Origin of the sequence: Mycobacterium tilburgii (genome assembly GCF_902168065.1) — a bacterium.
GTDB lineage: Bacteria > Actinomycetota > Actinomycetes > Mycobacteriales > Mycobacteriaceae > Mycobacterium > Mycobacterium tilburgii.
Genome location: NZ_LR655722.1, coordinates 1 through 24,119, shown reverse-complemented (window position 1 = coordinate 24,119; position 24,119 = coordinate 1). Strand labels below are relative to the sequence as shown.

21 protein-coding genes and 8 pseudogenes are annotated in these 24,119 nt (G+C 68.1%); 24 read left to right on the top strand and 5 right to left on the bottom strand.

Annotated features, from left to right (window positions below; translation table 11 throughout):
* The first annotated feature begins 45 nt into the window (after positions 1–45).
* From FQ389_RS13060 to FQ389_RS12990, 15 genes and pseudogenes are all read left to right on the top strand, one after another.
* A complete protein-coding gene (locus FQ389_RS13060) occupies positions 46–870 on the top strand; it encodes a class I SAM-dependent methyltransferase (RefSeq protein ID WP_144208284.1) in 825 nt (274 codons plus the stop codon).
* The gene (locus FQ389_RS13055) at positions 867–2,450 is read left to right on the top strand and encodes a 1,4-alpha-glucan branching protein domain-containing protein (RefSeq protein ID WP_144208281.1); all 1,584 of its coding nucleotides are present in this window, start codon (positions 867–869) and stop codon (positions 2,448–2,450) included. The genes FQ389_RS13060 and FQ389_RS13055 overlap by 4 nt, the downstream gene beginning before the upstream one ends.
* Positions 2,447–3,691, top strand: a complete 1,245-nt coding sequence (locus FQ389_RS13050) for a glycosyltransferase family 4 protein (protein WP_144208278.1) — start codon at positions 2,447–2,449, stop codon at positions 3,689–3,691. The genes FQ389_RS13055 and FQ389_RS13050 overlap by 4 nt, the downstream gene beginning before the upstream one ends.
* A gap of 221 nt (positions 3,692–3,912) precedes the next feature.
* Positions 3,913–4,828, top strand: a pseudogene (locus tag FQ389_RS22550) (TIGR01777 family oxidoreductase); the annotation flags it as partial.
* A gap of 458 nt (positions 4,829–5,286) precedes the next feature.
* Complete coding sequence (locus tag FQ389_RS13040; RefSeq protein ID WP_407662880.1) at positions 5,287–6,387, top strand: polyprenyl synthetase family protein; 1,101 nt, start codon at positions 5,287–5,289, stop codon at positions 6,385–6,387.
* Positions 6,384–7,907, top strand: a complete 1,524-nt coding sequence (gene crtI / locus FQ389_RS13035; RefSeq protein WP_144208275.1) for a phytoene desaturase family protein — start codon at positions 6,384–6,386, stop codon at positions 7,905–7,907. The genes FQ389_RS13040 and crtI overlap by 4 nt, the downstream gene beginning before the upstream one ends.
* Positions 7,904–8,857: a phytoene/squalene synthase family protein gene (locus FQ389_RS13030; RefSeq protein ID WP_144208272.1), complete on the top strand. Its 954-nt coding sequence runs from the start codon at positions 7,904–7,906 to the stop codon at positions 8,855–8,857. Before crtI ends, FQ389_RS13030 begins: the two co-directional genes overlap by 4 nt.
* Positions 8,854–9,177: a lycopene cyclase domain-containing protein gene (locus FQ389_RS13025; protein WP_144208269.1), complete on the top strand. Its 324-nt coding sequence runs from the start codon at positions 8,854–8,856 to the stop codon at positions 9,175–9,177. Before FQ389_RS13030 ends, FQ389_RS13025 begins: the two co-directional genes overlap by 4 nt.
* Positions 9,174–9,485, top strand: coding sequence for a lycopene cyclase domain-containing protein (locus tag FQ389_RS13020; protein ID WP_144208266.1), 312 nt, complete (start codon positions 9,174–9,176; stop codon positions 9,483–9,485). Before FQ389_RS13025 ends, FQ389_RS13020 begins: the two co-directional genes overlap by 4 nt.
* A complete protein-coding gene (locus FQ389_RS13015; RefSeq protein ID WP_260860747.1) occupies positions 9,478–10,203 on the top strand; it encodes a class I SAM-dependent methyltransferase in 726 nt (241 codons plus the stop codon). The genes FQ389_RS13020 and FQ389_RS13015 overlap by 8 nt, the downstream gene beginning before the upstream one ends.
* Positions 10,200–11,732, top strand: a complete 1,533-nt coding sequence (locus tag FQ389_RS13010; RefSeq protein WP_144208263.1) for an FAD-dependent oxidoreductase — start codon at positions 10,200–10,202, stop codon at positions 11,730–11,732. The genes FQ389_RS13015 and FQ389_RS13010 overlap by 4 nt, the downstream gene beginning before the upstream one ends.
* The gene (locus tag FQ389_RS13005; protein ID WP_144208260.1) at positions 11,729–12,730 is read left to right on the top strand and encodes a DUF5914 domain-containing protein; all 1,002 of its coding nucleotides are present in this window, start codon (positions 11,729–11,731) and stop codon (positions 12,728–12,730) included. Before FQ389_RS13010 ends, FQ389_RS13005 begins: the two co-directional genes overlap by 4 nt.
* Positions 12,731–12,798: 68 nt before the next feature.
* Positions 12,799–12,958: pseudogene (locus FQ389_RS13000) on the top strand (DUF2945 domain-containing protein).
* A gap of 94 nt (positions 12,959–13,052) precedes the next feature.
* A complete protein-coding gene (locus FQ389_RS12995; protein WP_260860746.1) occupies positions 13,053–13,316 on the top strand; it encodes a DUF3140 domain-containing protein in 264 nt (87 codons plus the stop codon).
* Between the two features lie 83 nt (positions 13,317–13,399).
* A pseudogene (locus FQ389_RS12990) lies at positions 13,400–13,952 on the top strand (MarR family winged helix-turn-helix transcriptional regulator).
* 211 nt (positions 13,953–14,163) lie between these two features.
* Here FQ389_RS12990 and fni read toward each other — a convergent pair.
* Positions 14,164–15,207 carry a type 2 isopentenyl-diphosphate Delta-isomerase gene (gene fni, locus FQ389_RS12985; RefSeq protein ID WP_144208257.1) on the bottom strand — a complete coding sequence of 348 codons (1,044 nt, stop codon included), beginning with the start codon at positions 15,205–15,207 and terminating at the stop codon, positions 14,164–14,166.
* A 269-nt stretch (positions 15,208–15,476) separates the two neighbouring features.
* On the opposite strand from fni, the pseudogene FQ389_RS20255 reads away from it, so the two are divergent.
* The 8 genes and pseudogenes from FQ389_RS20255 to FQ389_RS18120 all read left to right on the top strand — a co-directional run bounded on the left by FQ389_RS20255 (position 15,477) and on the right by FQ389_RS18120 (position 18,563).
* Positions 15,477–16,416: pseudogene (locus FQ389_RS20255) on the top strand (MMPL family transporter).
* A 92-nt stretch (positions 16,417–16,508) separates the two neighbouring features.
* Positions 16,509–16,856 carry a hypothetical protein gene (locus FQ389_RS20245; RefSeq protein WP_260860740.1) on the top strand — a complete coding sequence of 116 codons (348 nt, stop codon included), beginning with the start codon at positions 16,509–16,511 and terminating at the stop codon, positions 16,854–16,856.
* Positions 16,784–17,113, top strand: a pseudogene (locus FQ389_RS20240) (MMPL family transporter); the annotation flags it as partial. The gene FQ389_RS20245 and the pseudogene FQ389_RS20240, both read left to right, overlap by 73 nt.
* Before the next feature lie 112 nt (positions 17,114–17,225).
* Complete coding sequence (locus FQ389_RS20235; RefSeq protein WP_260860739.1) at positions 17,226–17,510, top strand: MMPL family transporter; 285 nt, start codon at positions 17,226–17,228, stop codon at positions 17,508–17,510.
* A gap of 69 nt (positions 17,511–17,579) precedes the next feature.
* Positions 17,580–17,699: pseudogene (locus FQ389_RS12975) on the top strand (tryptophan-rich sensory protein); the annotation flags it as partial.
* On the top strand, positions 17,699–17,779 hold the full coding sequence (locus FQ389_RS20225; protein ID WP_260860745.1) for a deoxyribodipyrimidine photo-lyase: 81 nt from the start codon (positions 17,699–17,701) through the stop codon (positions 17,777–17,779). The pseudogene FQ389_RS12975 and the gene FQ389_RS20225, both read left to right, overlap by 1 nt.
* 34 nt (positions 17,780–17,813) lie before the next feature.
* A pseudogene (locus tag FQ389_RS12965) lies at positions 17,814–18,396 on the top strand (FAD-binding domain-containing protein); the annotation flags it as partial.
* 29 nt (positions 18,397–18,425) lie between these two features.
* Entirely contained in the window at positions 18,426–18,563 is a 138-nt protein-coding gene (locus FQ389_RS18120) for a hypothetical protein (protein ID WP_186296417.1), read from the top strand.
* On the opposite strand, the gene FQ389_RS12960 is transcribed toward FQ389_RS18120, so the two are convergent.
* A complete protein-coding gene (locus FQ389_RS12960; RefSeq protein WP_144208248.1) occupies positions 18,560–19,297 on the bottom strand; it encodes an acetyltransferase in 738 nt (245 codons plus the stop codon). The two genes, FQ389_RS18120 and FQ389_RS12960, sit on opposite strands and share 4 nt — an antisense overlap.
* 214 nt (positions 19,298–19,511) lie before the next feature.
* Here FQ389_RS12960 and FQ389_RS12955 point away from each other — a divergent pair, with 214 nt between their 5' ends.
* Complete coding sequence (locus tag FQ389_RS12955) at positions 19,512–20,765, top strand: outer membrane protein assembly factor BamB family protein (protein ID WP_144208245.1); 1,254 nt, start codon at positions 19,512–19,514, stop codon at positions 20,763–20,765.
* 7 nt (positions 20,766–20,772) lie between these two features.
* On the opposite strand, the gene FQ389_RS12950 is transcribed toward FQ389_RS12955, so the two are convergent.
* From FQ389_RS12950 to FQ389_RS12940, 3 genes and pseudogenes are all read right to left on the bottom strand, one after another.
* Positions 20,773–21,456 (bottom strand): esterase, encoded by a 684-nt coding sequence (locus FQ389_RS12950; protein WP_144208242.1) that lies wholly within the window; start codon positions 21,454–21,456, stop codon positions 20,773–20,775.
* 71 nt (positions 21,457–21,527) lie between these two features.
* A pseudogene (locus FQ389_RS12945) lies at positions 21,528–22,756 on the bottom strand (THUMP-like domain-containing protein); the annotation flags it as partial.
* Positions 22,714–23,676, bottom strand: coding sequence for a class I SAM-dependent methyltransferase (locus FQ389_RS12940; protein WP_144208239.1), 963 nt, complete (start codon positions 23,674–23,676; stop codon positions 22,714–22,716). The gene FQ389_RS12940 and the pseudogene FQ389_RS12945, both read right to left, overlap by 43 nt.
* Between the last annotated feature and the right edge of the window lie 443 nt (positions 23,677–24,119).

The following is a 24,119-nucleotide window of genomic DNA, read 5'->3' as shown; positions in this document are numbered from 1 at the left end:
GGACGGTTCGCGAATCCGACACTTCGCGTTAGCCTCCCTAATGCAATGAGCGCATTCGTCCCAGACGTCCCCGACGCCGGCCCCGGCGGCGCATCACCGGCGGTTTCCGCAGCGATCCCCGCCGTGTTGACGCTGACTGGCGAGCGCACCATCCCCGACCTGGACATCGAGAACTACTGGTTCCGTCGCCACCAGGTCGTGTATCAGCGGCTGGCAACCCATTGTGTGGGCCGCGACGTGCTCGAGGCCGGATGTGGCGAAGGTTACGGCGCGGATCTCATCGCGGAGTCGGCGCGGCGGGTGGTCGCGGTGGATTACGACGAGGCGGCGATGGCCCATGTCCGCGGCCGCTATCCGCGAGTCGAGGTCTTGCAAGCGAACCTCGCCGAGTTGCCGCTGCCCGGCGCGTCGATGGACGTGGTGGTGAATTTTCAGGTCATCGAACACCTGTGGGACCAGACGCAATTCGTCAAGGAGTGCGCGCGGGTGCTGCGCCCGTCGGGGTTGCTGTTAATGTCGACGCCCAACCGCATCACCTTCTCTCCGGGCCGTGACACCCCGATCAACCCGTTCCACACCAGGGAGTTGAATGCCGCCGATCTGACCGAACTCCTGGTCGACGCCGGCTTCTCCAAGGTGTCGCTGAGTGGTCTCTTCCACGGACCGCGCCTGTGCGACATGGACGCCCGGCACGGCGGGTCGATCATCGAGGCGCAGATCGAACGCGCGCTGGCCGGCGACGAGCCCTGGCCGGCGCAGCTGGCGGCCGACGTCGCCGCGGTCACCGTCGACGACTTCGACCTGGTGGCCGCCGCCGACCGGAACATCGACGAGAGCCTGGACCTGGTCGCGATCGCGGTGCGTCCGTGACCACTTCCGCGGCGCCGGTGCCCGGCATGTTCACACTGGTGCTGCACACGCACCTGCCCTGGCTGGCCCACCACGGCCGCTGGCCGGTCGGCGAGGAATGGCTCTATCAATCCTGGGCGGCGGCCTACCTGCCGCTGTTGCGGGTGCTGCGCACCCTGGCCGACGAGAATCGCCACGGCCTACTGACCCTCGGCATCACCCCGGTGGTCAACGCCCAGCTCGACGACCCGTACTGCCTGGACGGCATGCATCACTGGCTGGCCAATTGGCGACTGCGTGCGGCCGAGGCCGCCAACGTGCGGTCGATCCCCAAGTCGAAGTCAGCGGGCTATCTTTCCTGCACACCGGAAGCGTTGCGGGCGTTCGGAACCCGTGAATGCGCCGAGGCCGACCAGGCGCTGGACGACTTCGCCACGCTGTGGCGCCACGGCGGCAGCCCGTTGCTGCGCAGCCTGATCGACGCCGGCACGGTGGAGCTGCTCGGCGGGCCGCTGGCCCACCCGTTCCAGCCGCTGCTGAATCCGCGGCTGCGCGAGTTCGCGTTGCGCGAGGGCCTCGCCGACGCGCGACAGCGGCTGGCGCACCAACCCACCGGCATCTGGGCACCCGAGTGCGCCTACGCGCGGGGGCTGGAGCACGACTACGCCGCCGCGGGCATCACCCACTTCATGGTCGACGGGCCGTCACTGCACGGCGACACCGCGCTGGGCCGGCCGGTCGGCGACACCGATGTGGTGGCGTTCGGGCGCGACCTGCAGGTCAGTTACCGGGTGTGGTCTCCGAAATCCGGCTATCCCGCGCATGCCGCCTACCGCGACTTCCACACCTATGACCACCTGACCGGGCTCAAACCGGCGCGGGTCACCGGGCGCAATGTGTCCTCGGAGGACAAGGCGCCCTACGACCCCGAGCGTGCCGACCACGCCGTTGACACTCACGTCGCCGACTTCGTCGACTTGGTGCGCAACCGGCTGCACAGCGAGTCCGAGCGCATCGGGCGGCCGGCCCACGTGATCGCGGCCTTCGACACCGAACTGTTCGGCCACTGGTGGTACGAGGGCCCGACGTGGTTCGCCCGGGTGCTGCGGGCGCTGCCCGCGGCCGGGGTGCGGGTGGGCACGCTGCGCGACGCGCTGGTGGGCGGCTTCGTCGGTGAGCCGGTGGCGCTGCCGGCGAGTTCGTGGGGTTCGGGCAAGGACTGGCAGGTGTGGGCGGGCGAGCAGGTGGCCGACCTGGTGCAGCTCAACACCGAGGTCGTCGAGACCGCGCTGAGCACCGTCGACAAAGCGCTGTCGAACACCTCGGCGTCGCTGGACGGGCCGACTCCGCGCGACCGGGTGGCCGACCAGATCCTGCGCGAGACGCTGCTGACCGTCTCCAGCGACTGGCCGTTCATGGTCAGCAAAGACTCGGCCGCGGACTACGCCTGCTACCGCGCGCACCTGCACGCCCACGCGACCCGCGAAATCGCGGGGGCGCTGGCCTCGGGCCGGCGGGACACCGCGCAGCGGCTGGCCGACGGTTGGAACCGCGCCGACGGCCTGTTCGGCGCGGTGGACGCCCGAAGGCTGCCGCGATGAGAATCCTGATGGTGTCGTGGGAGTACCCGCCTGTGGTGATCGGCGGACTGGGCCGCCACGTGCATCACCTGTCAACCGCGCTGGCCGCCGCCGGCCACGACGTGGTCGTGCTGTCGCGGCGCCCGTCCGGCACCGACCCAAGCACGCACCCGTCGTCCGACGAGGTCCGCGAGGGTGTCCGGGTGATCGCCGCCGCGCAGGATCCGCACGAATTCAGTTTCAGCACCGACATGATGGCCTGGACGCTGGCGATGGGGCACGCCATGATCCGCGCCGGACTCAACGTGAAAAAGCCCGGCACCGGACGGCCCTGGCGGCCCGACGTGGTGCACGCACACGATTGGCTGGTCGCCCACCCCTCGATCGCGCTCGCCCAATTCTATGACGTGCCAATGGTTTCCACGATCCACGCGACCGAGGCGGGTCGCCATTCCGGCTGGGTGTCGGGGGCGATCAGCCGGCAAGTGCACGCGGTCGAGTCCTGGCTGGTGCGTGAATCCGATTCGCTGATCACGTGTTCGGCGTCGATGACGGACGAGATCACCGAGTTGTTCGGCCCCGGCCTGGCCGAAACGACGGTGATCCGCAACGGAATCGACGCGGTGCGCTGGCCGTTCGCGCCGCGACGCCCGCGCACCGGACCGGCCGAACTGCTCTACGTCGGTCGCCTGGAATACGAGAAGGGGGTGCACGATCTGATCGCCGCGCTGCCGCGGATCAGGCGCACCAACCCCGGCACCACGCTGACCATCGCCGGCGACGGGACCCAGCAGGACTGGCTCGTCGAGCAGGCCCGTAAACACCGTGTTCTCAAGGCAACTCGGTTCGTTGGGCACCTGCATCACGACGAGCTGCTGACCGCGTTGCATCGGGCCGACGCCGCGGTGTTCCCCAGCCACTACGAACCGTTCGGGCTGGTCGCGCTGGAGGCCGCCGCGGCCGGCACCCCGCTGGTGACCTCGAACATCGGCGGCCTGGGCGAGGCGGTGATCAACGGGCAGACCGGTGTGTCGTTCCCGCCCCGCGACGTGGCGGCCCTGACCGCGGCGGTGCGCACCGTGCTCGACGACCCAGCCGCCGCGCAGCAGCGCGTCCGCACGGCCCGCGAGCGGCTCACCGCCGACTTCGACTGGGCCACGGTGGCCCGCCAAACCGCGCAGGTCTACGTGGCGGCCAAACGCGGCGAGCGTCAGCAACTCCCCCGGCTGCCCATCGTCGAGCACGCGCTGCCCGACCGCTGAGCCGCACCCACCGCGGGCCGCTGCATGCTCCGGCCGCCGGTGGGTATCCCCGTTTGCACGATAAGACTGGAATCCTCGAGCGTGGTCGACGCGCCGCGCGACACCGTGTTCGCCTGGTATGGCCCTGCCGGGTACTTGCGAGCGGCTCACACCGCCGTGGGCACCATGCGGTTGGTCGCCGAGGCCACTTTCACTTGAGGACGGGCGGGCCGAGCTGGCGCTCGGGCTTGGTGGGCTCGGCACTGTCGGCATCCCTGAGCACCGGCGGCCACCGCGTCATCCGGCTGGTCCGCCGCACCGCGCAGCGACGCGGGGAACGGTAGTGGAATCCCGACGACCTGCACCCGGACCTGCTGGCAGGCGTCAACGCGGTGATCCATCTGGCCGGCGCCTCGATATCTCCGGTCGGTTCACTAAGGAGCACCGGAAAGCCGTGCACGACAGCAAGATCGGGCCGACGCGTGGACTGGCCGAGCTGATCGCGCGGGGCCCCGATCGCCTGTCGGTCCTGATCTCGGCATCGGCGATCGGCTATGGTTACGACCGCGGCGAGGAATCCTCACCGAGACCAGTGCACGCGGCGACGGGTTTCTCGCCGACGTCGTCGTCGAGGTCTTGGGAGGCGGCGACCGCACCCGCCGCCCAAAGCCGGCGTGCGGGCGGTGCGGATTCGCACCGGCATCCTGCAGTCCCCGCGCGGGGGCACGCTAAAGCTGCTACGACTGCTGTTCGCCGCCGGACTGGGTGGCCGCCTCGGCAACGGGCACCAGTGGCTGTCGTGGTATCGGCATCGACGATGTCGTCGAAGTGTATCACCACTCCCTGTGGGATGTCACGCTGTCCGGACCGGTGAATGCCGATGCCCCGCAACCGGTCCGCAATGCGGAATACACCCGGATTCTCGGCCAGGTGGTGCGACGGCCGACGGTTGGACAGGGTCTGCCCCGTCCAGGAGGTGACCGGCCGCAGCGCCAAGGCCCAGGTCAGCACGCCCGATCCCGCGGCGACCAGCAGGATGTTCCAGGGCGTGGCACACGACGACTGCGCTGCGTCGATCCGGATGGCCAGCCCTATGAAGTCGGGCAAGGACCCCGGCGTCCCGACCGCCTTGGAGACCCGGACGACGACGTCGCCTGACGGTAGCGGCAGCCCGCGTTGCGCAGGTGCACTGCGTTCGGCACGTCCTTGCGCCAACACCCCGACCGGATGGAAGAGCCGCCGACCCCGGACTGCCGATCCCACTCGGAACGGCAATGCAACCACATCGGAAACACTCACGGGCGGGCCCCTCTATGGTCTGCGTTGGTCTGGCGCGGTTGAGCCTTGACACCTTGTGCACCCGCCCACTTGCTGTCCAAACCCCGGTCGGCGCGAGGCCGGCCGGCTATCTATTTCATAAATAATGTTTAATTTGGTTAATGTTGTGTCTTTATTGAGAAGATCGGCGGCATCAACGCACTGTCGCGCCTCGCCTGTTTGTCGTCGCACCGAAGGGGTACCAAGGCGTGAATCCAAGCCGTTCACAACAGCGGTTGACCGACCGTGCGAGGGGTGCTTCGGTGGGAACAGTGCGTTCGTTTCCGCAGCTGCGTTCCGTGGCGGGAGTGCCCGATACCGTTGCGCTGCTACCCGACCCGGGACAGTTGGGCGCCTGGCGCCAAGGGGTGCGGCAAGCGGTGCTGACAAAGGTGGCGCGGTCCGACGCCGCCCGCTGCGGCGCAGACCTGGGCGCCTGCGGGGTCGACGTAGCCGGCGAGGTATTGACCGAATTTGTCAAAGACGGCAAATGCCTGTGCTCGACGTTCATGTACCTGGGCTGGCTGTGCTGCGCGCCCCACGACGGCACGGCGCTGGCGGCGGCCGCCAGCCTGGAACTGCTGCAAGCGTTCGCGCTGCTGCAGGACGACGTGATGGACGCATCGCCGTCACGACGCGGCCGTCCGTCCGCGCATGTCGAATTCACCGAGTGGCACCGGCGGCGCGGCCTTTCCGGGTCGTCGCAGAAGTTCTGCGAATCGGCCGCCATCCTGATCGGCGACCTGTGCCTGGTGTGGGCCGAGCAGATGCTGCACGACAACGGCGTGCAACAGGACGCGCTGGGAGGCGCCTGGCCCCGCTACGACGCCATGCGGACCGAACTGGCGGTCGGTCAATTCGCTGATGTGGCAACCGATCTTCGGGATCTTCCGACGGTGGATTCGGTGCTGGCGGTGGCCCGGATGAAGTCCGGGAACTACACTGTGCGCCGGCCCCTGAAGATCGGTGCTGCCATGGCCGGCTGCGACGACGTGGTGCTGACCGGGCTCAGCAAGTACGGCGCGGCGCTGGTCGAGGCCTTCCAGCTGCGCGACGACATGCTCAGCGTCTTCGGGTCACCCACAGCCACCGGCAAACCCAACGGCGGCGACCTCAATGAGCGCAAGGCCACCAGTATGGTGGTGGCCGCCTACCAGTTAGCCGACGCGTCCACTCACCGGCAGTTCGGCGACCTGATCAACCGTGCGCACCTGGACGACGAAGCCGTCGAGCACTGGCGCACCCTGATTCTGGCCAGCGGTGCCGTGCAATGCATCGAGGAGCTGATCGACGACCGGGTTGGTACCGCACGAAAGGCGCTGGACGGCAGACCATTCGACGAGGCGGCGCTCGCCGCGCTGATCGACATGACCGACGTGTGCACCCGGCGGGCCGCATGACCGCCGCACCGGACCGGGTCGTCGTGGTGGGTGCCGGATTCGCGGGCCTATCCGCGGCGCTGCACCTGGCCGGCCGGGGACGGGAGGTGATGGTCGTCGAGCGCGAGGCTTGGCCCGGTGGCCGAGCGGGACGACTCGACGTCGCGGGCTATCGTATCGACACCGGGCCGACCGTGCTCACCATGCCCGACATCATCGACGAAACTTTCGCTGCCGCGGGTAAAGACCGCACGAAGTTCGTCGATTTGCGACCGGTCGATCCGGCCTACCGGGCGATGTTCGCCGACGGCAGCAGCATCGACGTGCATGCCGACGCTGACCGGATGACCGCCGCGGTGCGCGAATTTGCCGGCCCCCAACAGGCCGCGGGGTACCTGCGATTGCGGGCGTGGCTGGAACGGCTGTACCGCACGGAGTTCGACGGGTTCATCGGCTCCAACTTCAACTCGCCGCTGTCGCTGGTCAACCGGCGGCTGGTGCAGCTGGCGGCGATCGGCGGGTTCCGGCGCTGGGACACCATGGTCAAACGCCACGTCAGCGACCCGCGGCTGCGGCGGATCTTCACCTTCCAGTCGCTGTATGTCGGTGTCGCGCCGCAGCAGGCATTGGCGGTCTATGCGGTGATCGCCTACATGGACACAGTCACCGGAGTCTTCTTCCCCCGCGGCGGGGTACGCGCGCTGCCCGATGGACTCGCGGCCGCAGCGGTTGAGGCGGGCGTCGACTTTCGTTACGGCACCACGGTTTCTTCGCTCGACCGGGCGGGCGATCGGGTCACGGCGGTGCGCACTGACGCCAGCGAGCGCATCCGGTGCGACGCGGTCGTGCTGACCACCGAGCTGCCGCAGACCTACCGGCTGCTGGGACGACGGCCGCGCCGGTTCGCGCCATTGCGGCCCGCGCCGTCGGCAGTGGTGATGCACGTGGGATTCCGACCCGCCGACGCGCCGCCACACGTCCATCACACGATCCTGTTCGGCGAGTCCTGGGAGCGGACGTTCACCGACATCATCCGCGACGGCCTGGCCATGCGGGACCCCTCGCTGTTGGTGACCCGCCCGACGGTCGGCGACCCGACCCTGGCGCCGGACGGGCACGGCCTGCTCTACGTGTTGGCCCCGGCGCCGAACCTGTCCCGCGGTGTCATCGATTGGTCGCGGCACGGCCAGGCGTATGCCGGCGCCCTGCTCGACACGGTGCGCGTGCGCCTGCTGCCCGAACTGGGCGAGGGTGCCGAACTGCTCGGCCTGCTCACGCCCGCCGATTGGGCCAACCGGGGCATGGCGGACGGGACGCCGTTCGCGCTTGCCCACACCTTCGCCCAGACCGGCCCCTTCCGGCCGGCCAACACCGTGCGCGGAATTGCCAACGCCGTGCTGGCCGGATCGTCGACCGTCCCCGGCGTGGGGGTGCCGACGACGATGATCTCCGGACGGCTGGCCGCAGACCGCATCACCAGTCCCTGCGACGAAAAGCACCGTCCTGCAACGGTGCTCGACCTGAAGGTGCCGCTGCGATGATCCGTACCGAGCTGGACGCGGCCGGCGTCGCGGACCCGACGCTTCGCCTGGCCTACCGCCACTGCCGGCAGATCGCCGCCAAGCACGGCCGCACCTACTTCCTGGCCACCCGGCTGCTGGCCCCCGGCCAGCGTCCGGCGGTGCACGCGCTGTACGGCTTCGCCCGCCACGCCGATGACATCCTCGACAAATTCGACCCGGCTTTGGACACCGCCACCCGCGCCCGACGCCTGCAGCAGCTCTCCGATCGTCTCTTCGCCGCCAGGCGGCATCCGCACGAGCCGGTGATCGCCGCGGTCACCGACACGATCGGGCGCTACGGGATCGCCGCCGAGCTGTTCGAGGACTTTCTCAACTCCATGCGGATGGACCTTGCCGTCACCGACTACCCCACCCGCGACGCGCTCAACGTGTACATGCGCGGCTCGGCGGAAGCGATTGGCCTGCAGATGCTTCCGATCCTGGGCGCTGTCGGCGAGCCGGACGAGGCGGCACCGCAGGCGGCCGCGCTGGGCCGCGCCTTTCAACTCACCAACTTTCTGCGCGACATCGACGAGGACCTGCAACGCAACCGGATCTACCTGCCCGCCGACGAACTCGCGAGCTTCGACGTCGACCGCGAACTGTTAATGTGGTGCCACGAACGGCGCCGCACCGACCCGCGGGTGCGCGCCGCGTTGGCGGCCCAGCACGACATCACCCGCGACATCTACCGCTTCGCCGCCGAGGGCATCGCGGCACTGGCCCCCCGCTCACGTCCCTGCGTGAGCACCGCGTTGACGATGTATTCAGAGATCCTGGATCGCATTGAGGCAAAAGACTTTTCGGTTTTTAGCGGGCGAGCGAGTGTCGGAACGTCGCGACGACTGCGGGTCGCCGCGGGCGGTCTGCTGCAGTCGTGGCGTCTGCGACTCGCCGACTCCGGTCAGCAGAATCGCGGTGCGGCGTGACCGATCGTTGGCAATACCTGATCGTGCTGGGTTTGTGCCTGGTGATCACCGCGCCGCTGGAACTCTTCGGCCCGGGCGTCTACCGCCAGCCACTTCGGGTGCTGCGCGCGGTGCTTCCGGTGGCCACCGTGTTCCTGGTCTGGGACACCGTCGCCATCGCCTCCGGGGTGTGGACCTACAACGGCGCCTACATCAGTGGCGCGCACATCCCGTTCGGCATCCCCATCGAGGAAGTGCTGTTCTTCGTGGTGATTCCGTTGTGCGGCTTGCTGACCTACAACGCGGTAATCGCCATCCTTGCGCGGAGCAAACGCCGATGACCGGGCTCGGCTACACCGTGCCCGCCGTCGCATCGGTGCTGGCGGTGATCGGGCTGGAATTCACGCTGCTGAATACCGGGTTGTTTCGCCGGCTCGCGTACTGGTTGTCGATGGTAATCGTGCTCGGTTTCCAGGTGCCGGTAGACGGCTGGCTGACCAAGACCAGCGCGCCGGTGGTGATCTACAACGACCGGGACACCAGCGGCGTGCGCTTTCTGCTCGACATCCCGGTCGAGGACTTCTTGTTCGGCTTCGCACTGGTCACCGCCGTCCTGCTGGTGTGGGAGTATCAACGTGCGCATCGGTGACTTCGATGACAAAGGTCTGCCACGCGGCGACGTGCCGGGCGCCTTCAACGTCGGGGCGAGCTCCTACGACCGGCTGGTCGGCGCCAACCCGGGCTATCACGCCGGTCTCGAGCTCTCCGCCCGCCGGATGCAGATCCCCGACCGGGGCCGGGGCCTGCGGCTGCTGGACGCAGGCTGCGGCACCGGTGCCTCGACGGCGGCGCTGCTTCGGGTGGCTCCGGAGGCCCAGATCGTCGCGGTCGACGCAGCGAGCGGAATGCTGGCTGCCGCGCGGGCCAAGCGCTGGCCCGCGTCGGTCCGATTCATGCACGCGCGTATCGAAGGGCTCGCCGAGCACGGTGTCAACGGCCCGTTCGACGGCATCCTGGCCGCCTACCTGTTGCGCAACCTGGCCGATCCGGATGCCGCGCTGCGCGCATTCCGCGACCTGCTACGCCCGGGCGGCACGCTGGCGGTGCACGAGTACTCGGTGCGCGATTCCCGTGCGGCGACGTGGCTTTGGCACGCGGTGTGTTGGGGCATCATAATTCCAGCAGGCTGGTGGCACACGCGGGACACGGTGTTGTACCGGCATCTGTGGCGCAGTGTGCTGGCGTTCGACGGGGCCACCAGATTGCGACGCCGGTGCACCGACGCGGGCTTCGTGGCGGTGCACAGCGACACCGTGCCGGGCTGGGAACGCAATATCGTGCACACCTTCGTAGGGGTGTCGCCGTGACCACCGACCGCCGCCGCCACCGCCACGCCGCACCACGCGGGCTGGCCGACGCAGGCGTGTTGTCTTCGCGGCCCCGGGCCGTAGTGGTCGGCGCCGGCATTGCCGGGCTAACGGCGGCGACCGCGCTGGCGGAGCGCGGTGTCGCCGTCGACGTGCTGGAGCGCGAACCCTACCTGGGAGGCCGGGTGGGCGGCTGGACCGAGCACGCAAACTCGCACGCGGACAACAGCTTCGCGATGAACCGGGGATTCCACGCCTTCTTTCGCCAGTACTACAACCTGCGGTCGCTGCTGCGCCGCGTCGACCCGCAGTTGCGGATGCTGGTGCCCGTCGACGACTATCCGTTGGTCGACGGTGCGGGCCGGCGGGATACTTTTCGGGGACTGCCGCGCACACCACCGTGGAGCGCGCTGGTATTCGCGTTGCGCAGCCCCACCTTTCGATTCGGCGATTTGCTGCGCCTGGACGCCCGCGCCGCGGCCCCACTGGCGGCCGTGTCGGTGCCCGCCATCTACTCCCAGCTCGATCACATCGACGCCGAAACCTTCTTGAAGAGCATCAACTTCCCGGAGTCCGCACGACATCTCGCGTTCGAGGTGTTCTCCCGCAGCTTCTTCGCCGCACCGGAGCAGCTCTCGGCCGCCGAACTGGCGACGATGTTCCACATCTACTTCCTGGGCTCCAGCGAGGGCCTCATCTTCGACGTCGCACATGCGAATTTCGATGCAAGCCTGTGGAATCCGCTGCGGCAGCACCTGCAGGATCGAGGTGTTCGGGTGCACCTCGGCACCGCGGTGCGGCGGATCAGCATGGACAGCGCGACATCCGGCCACGTCGAGACCGAGCAGGGCGACCGGCTGGACGCCGACGCCGTGGTGCTGGCCACCGACGTGGGCGGCCTGCAACGGCTCGTGGCGGCATCCTCGGGACTCGGCGACGACCGGTGGCGCGCCCGCATCCGAGAACTGCGCACCGCCCCGCCGTTCGTCGTGCACCGGCTATGGCTGGACCAGCCGGTCGATTCAGGCAGGGCACCGTTCCTGGGCACGTCGGGCCATCCCCCGCTGGACAACATCAGCGTGCTCGAGCGATACGAACGCGAAGCCGCCGCCTGGGCGCGACACAACCGGGGATCTGTCGTCGAATTGCACTCGTACGCGGTCGATTCCGACACCTCACTGGAGGCGGGAATCCTGCAGCTGCGTCGAATGTATCCCGAGACGGCGACCGCCCGAGTGCTGCACGAACGCGTGCTGCGCCGCAGCGACTGCCCGCTGTTCGCCCCGGGCACGCATGCGCGGCGGCCGACCGTGACGACCCCGTATCCCGCGCTGATGCTAGCCGGTGACGGGATTCGGGTCGACCTGCCGGTGGCATTGATGGAACGCGCCGCCACCACGGGCTGGATCGCCGCCAACAACCTGCTCACCGGGTGGGGGCTGGCCGGCCACGAGCTGAACACCGTTCCCCTGGGCGGACGGTCCAAACTTCTTCGATCCCTGGCACAACGGCAACGGCGGACACGATGACCCTGCGCGATCGACTCCGGCGCGACTGGCCGAAAGGCTGGCCGATCGAGATGTTGCCGCAGCAGCCGTGGGCCGAGCAACGGCCGACCTACGCCGACGCGAAGCCGAGCATCATCGAGGCCGCGTTGACTCGGTCCCAGCGCAGGCCGACGGGCAACTGGTATGTCTTCGCGGCCAGCCGCGACGTTCGCCCCGACCGCCCGTTCGGCGCCCGCGTCGCGGGCATCGAACTCGTCGCCTGGCGGGATCGCCACGAAAATCTGTGCGTCGGTCCTGCCGCGTGTCCGCACCTGGGGGCGGACCTGGCCGCCGGCGCCGTACGCGACGGCATGTTGTTCTGTCGCTGGCACGGTTTAACGTTCGACGGCCAGACGTGCGAGATGCGCTGGAAACCCGTGCCCAGCCACGACGACGGCGTCCTGGCCTGGGTGCGTCTGGACGCCGTCGGCAACGAGACGCCGCTCGACGCCCCGATCGTGCCAAACCGGCCGCCCGGCCCGACCGTGCACACCGTCGCCCGCAGCATCGGCCGCTGCGAACCCTACGACATTATCGCCAACCGGCTTGATCCCTGGCACGGCGCCTGGTTTCACCCGTACTCGTTCACCCGCCTCGAGGTGTTGAGCGCTCCGACCGAAAGCGACGACCGGTTCGTAGTCGCGGTCACGTTCCGGATGGGCTCCTTCGGGGTGCCGGTGCTCGCGGAGTTCACCAGCCCGGAGGCCCGCACCATCGTGATGCGCATCGTCGAGGGCGAAGGCACCGGCAGCGTGGTGGAAACCCACGCCACACCATTGGGCCCGGGACCCGACGGCGCTCCCACCGTCGCGGTCGTCGAAGCCGTCGTCGCCCACTCCGACCGCCCCGGTTTCCGGCACGCCGGGCGCGCCGCGGCTCTGATCACCCCGCTGGCCCGCTATGCCGCCAACCGGCTGTGGCGCGACGACCTCGACTACGCCGAACGCCGCTACCGGCTCCGCGCCGGCAACTTCCGTTAGAAAGTAGAAAGAAATTGTCCGCCAACATATTTTGCACGGACGACAAGGTGCAGTGGAGCAGCCAAGGAATGACGGTGACCGGGGTCGTCGAGCGCATGGTCACCTCGGACACCGAGGCGACGGGGCGCCGCCGTACGTGCGTCAGAAGAGGATCCGCAATACCAGGTGCGCAGCGACAAGACCGGTGCCGACGCGGTGCACAAGCCGGGTGCGTTGCGGCGACGCTGAATTCGGAGTGGGTAGACCATGACCGACGTGGACACGATGTGGGCGGATTTTCACCAGACGATCAACATGAGGGCCCGGGGAGCTCGAGAAATGGCTGGCGACAGCGGAATCGAAGAGCAGGGGCCAGAAAGAGGGAAACCAGGAGTCGACCGGGCACGCCAGTGCCCGTCGGATCGTCGCCACCCTGCGCGCCAAGCGATCCGATCTCGACGAGGACGACTACGCGCACATGCGCAAGGTCGTCGGCTCTGCCAGGCGGCATCTCGCACAACGGCCGGGCGGGGATGTCGAAAATTCCGCATGGCGCTATTCGCTGATGAATTGGGACCACGACCCGGCCCGCCCCGGGTTCCGCTAGGTTCACCTCAGACACGCGCCGACTCGTGTAGTTCGACATCGAGCGCGCGGATACGCCGGGACATCTGACGAAGGATCCGGTAAGTGACCAAGCACCGCACATCTGACCAGCAACTCAGCCGGGCTGAGCTGGATCGATCATTGTCGGCCGATTTTCGGGCTATCACGGCCAGATCCGATCACGTCTGCCGTCATTTCGCTCGGATGAACGAGGTGAGCAGCAGCGACTTTCACGCGCTGCTGCACATCATGGTCGCCGAGACGGCCGGAGAGCCATTGACGTCTGCGCAGTTGCGGCAACGGATGGATGTGTCGCCGGCGGCCATCACCTAACCTCGTCGACCGCATGATCGAGGCCGGTCACATCCGGCGCGAGGCAGACCCGTAGGACCGGCGCAAGTGGCTGTTGCGGTACGAGCCCACCGGAATGAGCATGGCCCACTCGTTCTTCAAACCGCTCGGTGCCCATTTCAGCGCCGCGATGGCCGATCTCGGCGACGACCTGCTGGCCGCGCACCGCGTGTTCACGGCGATGATCACCGCGATGTCGACGTTCGAGGACGAGGTCCTCAACGCAGCACCGAGCCCGCAGCAGAACTCCGATCAGCGTGCCGCGCAGCAGGAAGCCGCACAGTAGATGCCGCCGCGCGCCGGCACTGGACGTCGATGGTGGTGCGCAGCACGCCCGGGGCGTTGGCCCGCCAACAGGTCCTGTCCGGTGATGGTCTCGATGCACGCATCCACGGCCTAGGAGTGCACGCCGATCCGGGACATGGTCGACACCTCGGCCGCGAGCGTACGCAGATGCACCTGGTGTTTCCGCCCCAAAATTATTGCCATTTTTCCCCTCACGGGAGGGTGGTCAGGCCGACGTCGCGCAGTACGTCCAGATTCCACGCGCCACAACCGTGCAGGCACACGCGCAGCTCGTCGATGACGCCTTGAAGCAAAGCCGTTACCGCACCAGCGGACTCGATGGCCGCTGAGAGCAGCGGGCGGGCGACGGCCACGACGTTGGCGCCCAAACACAGCGCTGTGGCGGCATCCGTTCCGGTCCGGATTCCGCCGGAGGCGACCAACGGGATGGCGGGCAGCACCGCTCGCACCTCCCGTATCGCCTGGGCGGTCGGTATGCCCCAGTCCCCCAGATCCGGGTAGCGCACTTCGCCGTAGCGGACCAACTGTTCGACGCGCGACCACGACGTGCCGCCGGCCCCGGCCACATCGATCGCGGCCACCGGCGGTGCACCGGTCAAGCGCAGCAGTTCACCCACGGCACCGGCACCGATCCCGTGCCCAACCTCCTTCAGCAGCACCGGATAACCCAGCAGGTCGGTCAGGTCATGCAGCCGGTCCAGCGAGCCGGCGAACTCGGTATCGCCGTTGTGCTGGATGGCTTCCTGCAACGGATTGGTATGCACGGCAAGCGCATTCGCACCCACGCGATCGAGTGCCGCGGCGATGTCGGGCAGCGCTTCCTTGGTGAACTGGGACAGGCCGATGTTGCCGAGCAGTAGCACGTCGGGCGCCACGTCACGCACGACAAAGCTCGCGGCGGCTCCCTCCCCCGCCACGCCGTGCAGCATGACGCGCTGCGATCCGAGCATCATGCCGATCCCCAGTTGTTGTGCCGCCGCGGCCAGATTGCGGTTGATCGTGCCCGACAGGCGAGCGCCGCCGGTCATGGCGCCCACCAGGATTGGTGCCCGCAATCGCACACCGAGGAATTCGGTGGACAGATCGACTTCGCCCAGGTTGGTCTGGGTCAACGCGTTGTAGGGTAACCGGTAGCGCTCGAGGCCCGTTGTCACGTGCTGATAGCCGACGTCGTCATGCAGACAGACGTCGATGTGGTGGCGCTTGCGGGTGGTGATCTCACCGCGACGGTCCATCGTCAGGTGATACCCAATTCGCGGACCGCGAACGCGCGTCGATTCGAGATACTGCCGCATGGTTGGTGGTTCGTCCAATTCCGCACGTTCGGTGGCGTCCAGTTTTGGGTACGTCAGAGTCGCAGCATACTGGCCATCCGGCCATATTGTTAATTTGATTAATAATAAAATAGTAAGCCTGATGTCGGAGACTCTGTCCAGCCGAGTGATCGGCTGTCGCTCCTGGCGGCTGGGGCTGGCCGCGGTGCTGCTGGGTACCGGTTTCGATCATGTTGATCGGCGAAAACGCCGCGGCGGGCCAGGCCCCGCAGTCGGTGCCGGTCGATTCGGATTCGGCGAAATTTGACACCCTGGCGCGCCAATTCCCCGGGCGTGACCGCACGCCGGTGTTGCTGGTCGTCAACCGCGCCGACGGCGGGCGTCGCGCTGACCGCAGCCGACGTCGCGGCCACCGGGCAGGCCCAGGACCGGATGCAGGCCGCGGCGACGACCTTGGCTCCACTCACATGCAACCGCCGCCGGTCTCGGCGGATGGCAAGGCCGCCATCGCCGTGGTGACCATCCGGGCGGATCTGTCGGGCCTGGTCCTCAGCCAGAGGGTCGCCGCGCTGCGCACCGCCGCCCACGCCGGCCTGCCCGCCCATCTCCTCGCACACGTGACGGGCGGCCCGGCGTTCGGCGCCGACATCGCCAATGCGTTCACCAACACCAACATCACGCTGCTGGAGGTGGTGACGGCGTCGGTGGTGACCGTGCTGCTGATCGCCACCTACCGCTCGCCGGTGCTGTGGCTCGCGCCGCTGCTGGTGATCGGGTTCGCGGATCGGGTCGCGACGTCGCTGAGCACGGCGGTCACGTCATTGACCGGCCTGACCTTCGACGGCTCCACCTCCGGCATCACCAGTGTGCTGGTCTTCGGAGCGGGCACCAACTACGCGCTGCTGCTGATTTCCCGCTACCGCCAAGAACTTCGGCGTTACCCCCACCATCACGACGCGCTGCGCCGCGCGGTGCGCCGGACCGGCCATTGTGGCCAGCAACGCCACCGTGGTGTTGGCCCTGCTGACGCTGCTGTTCGCGTCCACGCCGAGCACCCACAGCTTGGGCGCGCTGGCGGCCTGTGGGCTGGTGGTCGCCGCGGCATCGGTGTTGGTGGTGCTGCCCCTGGGCTGCTCGCGGTGTGCGGCAGGCGGCTGTTCTAACCGCTGATCCCCCAGGCAGACCCCGTCCCCGACACCGACGCCACGCTCGACACGGGACCCTGGCACCGCATCGCCGAACGGATCGTCGGCCGCCCCGCCGTGGTGGCCGTGGTCGCGATCGCCGCGCTGGGGGTGCTGGCCACCGGCCTGCTGGGAACCCGCATCGGCCTGTCGCAGACCCAACAGTTCCGGGTGCAGGCCGATTCGGTGTCCGGTTACGAGGTGGTCTCCGCGCACTTCACAGCCGGTCTGGCCAACCCCACGCTGGTCGTCGGCCCCAACTCCCAAGCGGCGGCGTTGCAGACGGTGATCGCCGGCACCCCCGGTGTGGTGTCGGCGACCGAAGCGGGCCGCTCGGCAACCGGCCTGACCAAATGGTCGGTTGTCACCGACTCCGCGCCGTCATCCGCTCAGGAATTCAAAACTGTTGCAGCACTGCGTCATTAGACACTCTCGTCGCACCGTCGTCGTTGGTCGGCGGGCCCGACGCGCAGGCCCTCGACGTCCGCGACGCGGCCGCCCACGACCGGCTGGTGCTGATTCCGGCGATCCTGGCCGTCATCCTGATGGTTCTGTTCGCTCTGCTTCGCTCGGCGCTGACGCCGCCGAACCTGCTGTCCGCGCCCAGGATGGGCGCGGACAGCAGGTTCGGCCTCGGCGGCTGGACGAGCATGCACGTCTTGGGGTTTCCCGCGCTGGACAACAGCACACCGCTTTTCGCCTTCCTGTTCCTGGCTGCCCTCGGCGTGAACTACACGATACTTCCTGGTCACCCGGGCCCGCGAAGAATCCGAACAGCACGGCACCCGCGCCAGCATGATCCGCGCCGTGTCCGCCACCGGCGGCGTAATCACCAGCGCCGTGATCGTTTTGACGGCGGTGTTCTGCGTGCTGGCGGTGTTGCCGCTGATCGTGCTGACCCATCTCGGCATCATCGTGGGCCTAGGCATCCTGCCGGACACCTTTGTGGTGCGTACGCTGGTAATCTCGATCATCTTCGCGCTGATCGGCGACCGCATCTGGTGGCCCGCCAACCCCTCCTCACCGGAAAGCGTTGAGGAGAAATCTAATTGGATACCACAGGAACGGAGCACGATGTGAAGTCCTCGGCGCTGGCCGCGACAGCGCTGGTCGTTGCCGCGGCCGGAGGCACTGGAAGCATTGCCAGCCCGCCGCGCCGCCGCGGCGGATCCGCGCGCCGGACTGGCACTCACGCCCTACCCGGCGTGGTGCGCTTTCGCCACCGTGTTGTCCACCCACATCTGGCGGCTCAACCGCGGCAACCAATAATGCCCGCGCTGTTGTGGTTTCGCCGCGACCTGCGGGTGCGCGACCACCCCGCGCTGCTCGCCGCGGCCGAGCGCGACTAGGTACTACGACGGGGCGCACTAGCAGAGGCAGTCGTTCGTGCGGGACGGGCTGAAAACCTATGACACCGACCGCAATAGGACCGACATGGCGGGTACCAGCCAGATGTCGGCACACCTGAAATTCGGCATTATTCACCCCCGCACCATGGTCGCCGACCTCAACCTGCGCGCGCGGCGCCCAGGCGTATCTGCGCGAGTTGGCGTTTCGCGACTTCTACGCCGACGTGTTGCATCACTGACCGGAGCGTCTGGCGCAACTGGAACAGCGACTTCGACGGCATCGAAACCGACACCGCCGACGACGCCAAACGCCGCTTCGAGACGTGGCAGGCCGGCCAGACCGGGTTTCCCGATCGTCGACGCCGGAATGCGCCAGCTACGCCAGATCGACTTCATGCACAACCGGGTGTGGATGATCGTCGCCTCGTTTCTGGTCAAGCATCTCAATCTGCCGTGGCAATGGGGTGCCGAGTGGTTCCTCGATCAGCTCGTCGACGGCGACATGGCCAACAACCAGCACGGGTGGCAGTGGTGTGCCGGGTGCGGCACCCTACTTCCGGGTGTTCACCCCGACCACGCAGGGCGCGAAGTTCGATCCCGACGGGGAGTACACCCGAATCGGTGATGCCCCGACAACCTCAAGGGCGTGCAGGGCGCGACGCTGCGCTGCAAGCTGGTCACCAACGGCGAGACCTACGGGGTAAATGTGTCCGCGTCACCGGCGTCGACGGTGGCACCGTCGAACTACCACTTCGTCGTCGACGACCGCCCGTCATCCGGCTAGCGGGCAGCCTTCTTGCGCTCGATATCGGCCAGGGCGGCGGCCAATTCCGCGCGCTGGGCGGCCGAGCTCTCCCAGGACAGCTGGCGGTTCTTGACCACCTTGGCCGGGGCGCCGACGGCGATCGAATAGTCCGGTACCACGCCACGCACCACTGCGTGCGAGCCGAGCACGCAGCCCCGCCCGATCGACGTGCCGCGCAGCACCGTGACCTTCACCCCGACCCAGGTGTCCGGCCCGATCCGCACCGGGGACTTGACGATTCCCTGATCCTTGATGGGCAGGGTGATGTTGTCCATCCGGTGGTCGAAATCGCAGACGTAGCACCAGTCGGCCATCAGCACCGAATCGCCGAGCTCGACGTCGAGGTAGGCGTTGATCACGTTGTCGCGGCCCAGCACGACCTTGTCACCGAACCGCAGCGAGCCCTCGTGCGCGCGGATCGTATTCTTGTCGCCGATGTGCACCCACCGGCCGATCTCGAGCTGCGCCAACTCGGGTGTCGCGTGGATCTCCACGCCCTTGCCGAGGAACACCATGCCGCGGGTGATGATGTGCGGATTGGCCAGCTTGAACTTCAGCAGCCTCCAATAGCGCACCAGGTACCACGGCGTGTAGGCGCGGTTGCGCAGCACCCACTTCAGCGAGGCCAAGGTCAAGAACTTGGCCTGACGCGGGTCCCGCAAGCGTGATCCACACCAGCGGCGATGGACCGGGGCCCCCCACATGCTCGTCATGGCCGGAAAGCCTAACGCGGTCAATCATCAGCAAGCGAACCGCCACGGGTTACCCTCACCTGTACTCAATCGCCGCCGAACGACCGGGTCTGCCCACGAGCGGCCCGCCTCGCAAGAAGGATTTGGGAAATCGAACGTGCTTGCCCGACAACCGCTCCGTCGGCTTTGGCATCCGAGGCATCCGTCATCCGTCGCGCTGGCGGCCGCGCTCGTGATGGGACTCGGCGGTTGCGGCAACACCGACTCGTGGGTTGACGCCGCGCAGTCGCCGGGCTGGCCGGCACCGTACGCCGACGCGGCCAACAGCAGTTACACGGCGACCGGCGGCGCCGACAAGCTGTCGCTGCAGTGGACCCGCTCGGTCAAGGGCAGCCTGGGCGCCGGCCCCGCGCTGAGCGCCAACAATTATCTGGCCCTCAACGCGCAAACCCCGGCCGGTTGTTCGCTGATGGAGTGGGAGAACAACGACAAGGGCCGGCAGCGGTGGTGCGTGCGGCTGTTCCAGGGCGGCGGCTTCGCCGGTCCCCTGTTCGACGGCTTCGACAACCTTTACGTCGGCCAACCGGGCGCTTTCCTGTCATTCCCGGTGACCCAATGGATCCGATGGCGCCAACCGGTGATCGGAATGCCTTCCACACCAAGGTTTTTGGGTGGCGGCCAGCTGCTGGTCACGACGCACCTGGGCCAGGTGCTGGTGTTCGATTCGCACCGAGGAATGCTGGTGGGCAGTCCGCTGGACCTGGTCGACGGGGTCGACCCGACGGAAGCGACGCGTGGGCTGGCCGATTGCGCCCCGGCCCGCCAAGGCTGCCCCGTCGCAGCGGCCCCCGCCTATTCGCCGGCGTCCGGGATGGCCGTGCTCGGCGTCTGGCAGCCGGGAGCGCCGGCGGCCGGACTGGTCGGGCTGAAGTACCACCGTGGCCAGACTCCGCTGATCACCCGCGAGTGGACCAGCGACGCGGTCGACGCCGGGGTGATCGCCAGCCCGGTCCTGTCCGCCGACGGTACGACCGTCTACGTCAACGGGCGCGACGAACGGTTGTGGGCCTTGTCGGCCGCCGACGGGAAGCCGAAGTGGTCGGTGCCGCTAGGCTTCCTGGCCCAGACGCCGCCCGCGATCACCCCGCAGGGCCTGATCGTGGCCGGCGGCGGGCCCGACACCCGGCTGGCCGCGTTCAAGGACGCGGGTGATCACGCCGATCAGGTGTGGCGCCGCGACGACGTCACACCGCTGTCGTCGTCGGGCCTGGCCGGTGGCGCCGTGGGGTACGTCGTGACCAGCGGCCCCGGCCACGACGACGTCGGGGGCATGTCGCTACTGGTGTTCGACCTGGCCAACGGCCACACGGTCAACAGCTATCCGCTGCCAGAAGCCACCGGATATCCAGTCGGGCTCGCGATCGGCACCGATCGCCGGGTGGTCGCCGCCACCAGCGACGGGCAAGTCTACGGCTACTCCCCGGCCTGAGCGGTCCTTAGATCGCCAGCGGCGGAATGGCGTTGCGCGGCACCTGGGCCTGGCGGGGTCCGGTGAACGCGGGCAGCAACTCCCCCGGCGCGAAATAGAAGATCAGCTGGTCGTCGGTGATCGCGAAATTCTGATAGTGCGACGGGTCGTGGCCCGACAACGGCGGGATGGCCGCGCCGAACGCGTTCTTCCGATCCAGGTCGCGCTGGACCAGCGGGAAGATCGCGTCCAGCTGCGACGTGTTCGGCGCGAACAGGGTGTCGAAGGTGATGGGCTGTTTGGTGCCCAGGTGGTAGTTGAACGACTTGTACCAGGTGGACGTGTGGGAGCCGCCGACGTCCTGAAAGAACTTCAGCACGACGCTGCGGGTGTTGTGCGGCGGCTGACCGGCGAAGTGCTGCTCGGTGGTCGCGTCCATCTGATAGGGCTGCTCGCGGGGACCAGACGTCTGCGCGACAGCGAGAAACCCGTCGCGGTTCTGCGCGATGTAGTCGGTCAGGGCCTGCTGGTCGGGGTAATCGGCCGGGAACGTCAGGTTCAGCGCGTAGGTGGGCCCGATCGCGCGCACATGGCACAGCTGGCCGGTCTCGATGGTGCCGCCCAGGCTGGCGCAGGACGCCGGTTCGGCGGCCGCGGGCCCGGGGAGCAATACCACACTGAACAGCATCGCGGCCGCGATCATATAGCGCATAATTCGAATTGTCCTCGTCGACGGCGGTGAGGAGGTCCCCCCGAAGGACCGCGCACAGCGTACCGGCCTAACCGCGACGGCCGGCAGACGTACGCCGTGGCACGGGCGGCGGGCCCGGAGCCGATGCGGGTCAACACCACCGACAAGGAGCGGCTGCCGCGCGGCCGCAACCGTCGGCGCAGCGCGTCGGGATCGATCTGCAATCCGCGGACCAGAATTTCCAGCGCGCCACAATCCAGCCCCGCCAGCACCCGGCGCAGCCGGCGCTCGTCGAAGTCCAACCGCTCGAGCACCTCGAACCCGCGCAGTCCCGGCGGCAGGTGGTCGCCGGACAGATAAGCGATGACGGGATCCAGTTGCCACAGCCCATGCCGGGCACCGTAGTGGCGCACCAGGCCGGCCCGCACGACGGCGCCGTCCGGGTCGATGATCCATCGCCCGGCCGGCCGCACGTCGCAGTCGCCGGGTTTTGCGTCGGTGAGGTGCTCGCCGCGATCCAACACGCTAGCCCGGCGCCGAACGCTCGGCTCGGTCAGGCTCCCCGACCACAGGCACGCCTCGCGCACTGACCCGCGGCAGGACGTCACCTCGATTTCACCGTCGAATCCGAGCCGATCCACCTGATCGAAATCGATTCCGGGAGCACACTTTACGACCGGATCACGGCCTTTGTAGCAGTCGATGAGCGCGTCCAGCGCGGGCCGATAGTCAGCGGGGTCGAACCGGCGCCGCCCACCTTGGCGTCGGGCCGGGTCGACGAGCACCACCGCGTCGCGGGTCACCGGGTGCAACGCGTCGGCGCGGCACAGCGATGCGCCCGCGCCCAGGTTGTGGGCCGCCATCGCTAGCCGCACCGGGTCCAGGTCGCTGCCTACGACGCGCGCCCGCGGCGCGCAGCGCGGCCACTTCGGTGCCGATCGAGCAGGTGGCGTCATGGACGGCGACGCCGGCCGGCCGTCAGCCGCCTCGCCCGGTGCGCCGCCACGGGCGAGGCGGTGGCTTGCTGCAACGCCTCATCGGTGAAGAGCCAATCCGACACGGCACCCAGGGTGTCAAGCTTGTCCACGGCGCGGTGGCCCAGCAGCGTGGTTTCCACCAGCACGGGCGTCCGGTCGCCGAAGCGGGCCCGCACCGCGGCGATATCGGCGATTCGGGTGGCGTCGGTCAACGCGAATTCGACGACCGCGTCAAGCGCCGCGACCCCCGACTGCGACCGCAGATAGTCGACGTCGTCGGTGGTGAAGGACAAACCGGAGCTCAGGAGGGTTTGACCCCAGTGACCATCACGTTGTAGAACCAGCCCTTCGGCGCGACATGCCGACAAATGTTGGCGTCGACCCAGTTCAGCGCCTTCCAGCCGTTGAAAGCGAACTTCACCCAGCCCCAACCCAGCCGGCCCGGCGGCACCGACGCCTCGAAGGTGCGGACCGGCCAGCCGAACATCGCGGCGGTGAACTCCTCGCTGGCGGTCGCCACCTGCTCCGCGCCGGCGTTGGTGGCCATCCGCTCCAAGTCCTCGGGGGCGAAGGTGTGCAGGTCGACGATGGCCTCCAGGGCGGCGACGCGCGACGACTCGTCGAGCTCGACCTGCGGGCGCCGCCAGCCGCCGAAGCCAGGCAGCTTGGTGACGTTGGTCGCCACCTGCCAGGTCAGGGTGGACAGCGAGCGAGCATAGACCTCGCCGACGTTCGTGGGTTCACCGGCGAACACGAACCGGCCACCGGGCTTGAGCACCCGGATCACCTCGCGCAGCGACAGCTCGACGTCGGGAATGTGGTGCAGCACCGCGTGCCCGACCACCAGGTCGAACGTGTTGTCCTCGTACGGGATGCCCTCGGCGTCGGCGACCCGACCGTCGATGTCCAGACCCAGCGACCGCCCGTTGCGGATGGCGACCTTGACCATACCGGGCGACAGGTCGGTAACCGAGCCGCGCCGCGCTACGCCGGACTGGATCAGGTTGAGCAAAAAAAACCCTGTGCCGCAACCTAATTCGAGAGCACGATCATAGGGCAGGTCCCGCTGCACTGCGTCGGGCAGGATGGCGTCGAAACGGCCCCGGGCGTAGTCTACGCAGCGCTGGTCGTAGGAGATCGACCATTTCTCGTCGTAGGTCTCGGCCTCCCAGTCGTGGTAGAGCGCCTGGGCGAGCTTGGTGTCGTGCCGGGCGGCTTCGACCTGGTCGGCCGTGACGTGGGTTACCGGAGTTACTTCGGTCATGCAGGGCAGCCTAATCGCGCGGCGATCCAACGAGCGAAGAGGTGAAGTGCTCATCGACGGTAGCTACCCAAACTCGACGCCATCGCCGCTATTCTTCGTTGACTGGTGTCCTGCAGAAATCCCAGAAATCCTCGGCGATAGCGATGGCGCACACCGTGAAGCTCGACCAGTTTCTCCAGCAGGCCATCGATGGCGCCCCTGCGTCGCGTTCATGACCGTTTCCGGACGCGACTGGGACGAACGGAGCCGACCGCTTGGGCATAGGGTCGGCTCGAAATCGCATTGCAGCGGGTATCGCGAATGAATTACTTTACACCCCAACCGGTTTCATTATCGATCCGGTGTTATTCGCGCTGGTCTGGTTGGTAGTGGTTGGGGTTGGAAAGGTTGCTACCACCACCAGTGGGCGCGTTCGCCGGTAGGGCCGGGGTATGGGGTGACGG

Coding starts and splice junctions, on each gene's coding strand:
- FQ389_RS13060 (WP_144208284.1), top strand. CDS start 46: ATGAGCGCATTCGTCCCAGACGTCCCCGACGCCGGCCCCGGCGGCGCA.
- FQ389_RS13050 (WP_144208278.1), top strand. CDS start 2,447: ATGAGAATCCTGATGGTGTCGTGGGAGTACCCGCCTGTGGTGATCGGC.
- crtI (WP_144208275.1), top strand. CDS start 6,384: ATGACCGCCGCACCGGACCGGGTCGTCGTGGTGGGTGCCGGATTCGCG.
- FQ389_RS13030 (WP_144208272.1), top strand. CDS start 7,904: ATGATCCGTACCGAGCTGGACGCGGCCGGCGTCGCGGACCCGACGCTT.
- FQ389_RS13020 (WP_144208266.1), top strand. CDS start 9,174: ATGACCGGGCTCGGCTACACCGTGCCCGCCGTCGCATCGGTGCTGGCG.
- FQ389_RS13005 (WP_144208260.1), top strand. CDS start 11,729: ATGACCCTGCGCGATCGACTCCGGCGCGACTGGCCGAAAGGCTGGCCG.
- fni (WP_144208257.1), bottom strand. CDS start 15,207: ATGGACCGTCGCGGTGAGATCACCACCCGCAAGCGCCACCACATCGAC.
- FQ389_RS20235 (WP_260860739.1), top strand. CDS start 17,226: ATGATCCGCGCCGTGTCCGCCACCGGCGGCGTAATCACCAGCGCCGTG.
- FQ389_RS20225 (WP_260860745.1), top strand. CDS start 17,699: ATGCCCGCGCTGTTGTGGTTTCGCCGCGACCTGCGGGTGCGCGACCAC.
- FQ389_RS12960 (WP_144208248.1), bottom strand. CDS start 19,297: ATGACGAGCATGTGGGGGGCCCCGGTCCATCGCCGCTGGTGTGGATCA.
- FQ389_RS12955 (WP_144208245.1), top strand. CDS start 19,512: ATGGGACTCGGCGGTTGCGGCAACACCGACTCGTGGGTTGACGCCGCG.
- FQ389_RS12950 (WP_144208242.1), bottom strand. CDS start 21,456: ATGCGCTATATGATCGCGGCCGCGATGCTGTTCAGTGTGGTATTGCTC.
- FQ389_RS12940 (WP_144208239.1), bottom strand. CDS start 23,676: ATGACCGAAGTAACTCCGGTAACCCACGTCACGGCCGACCAGGTCGAA.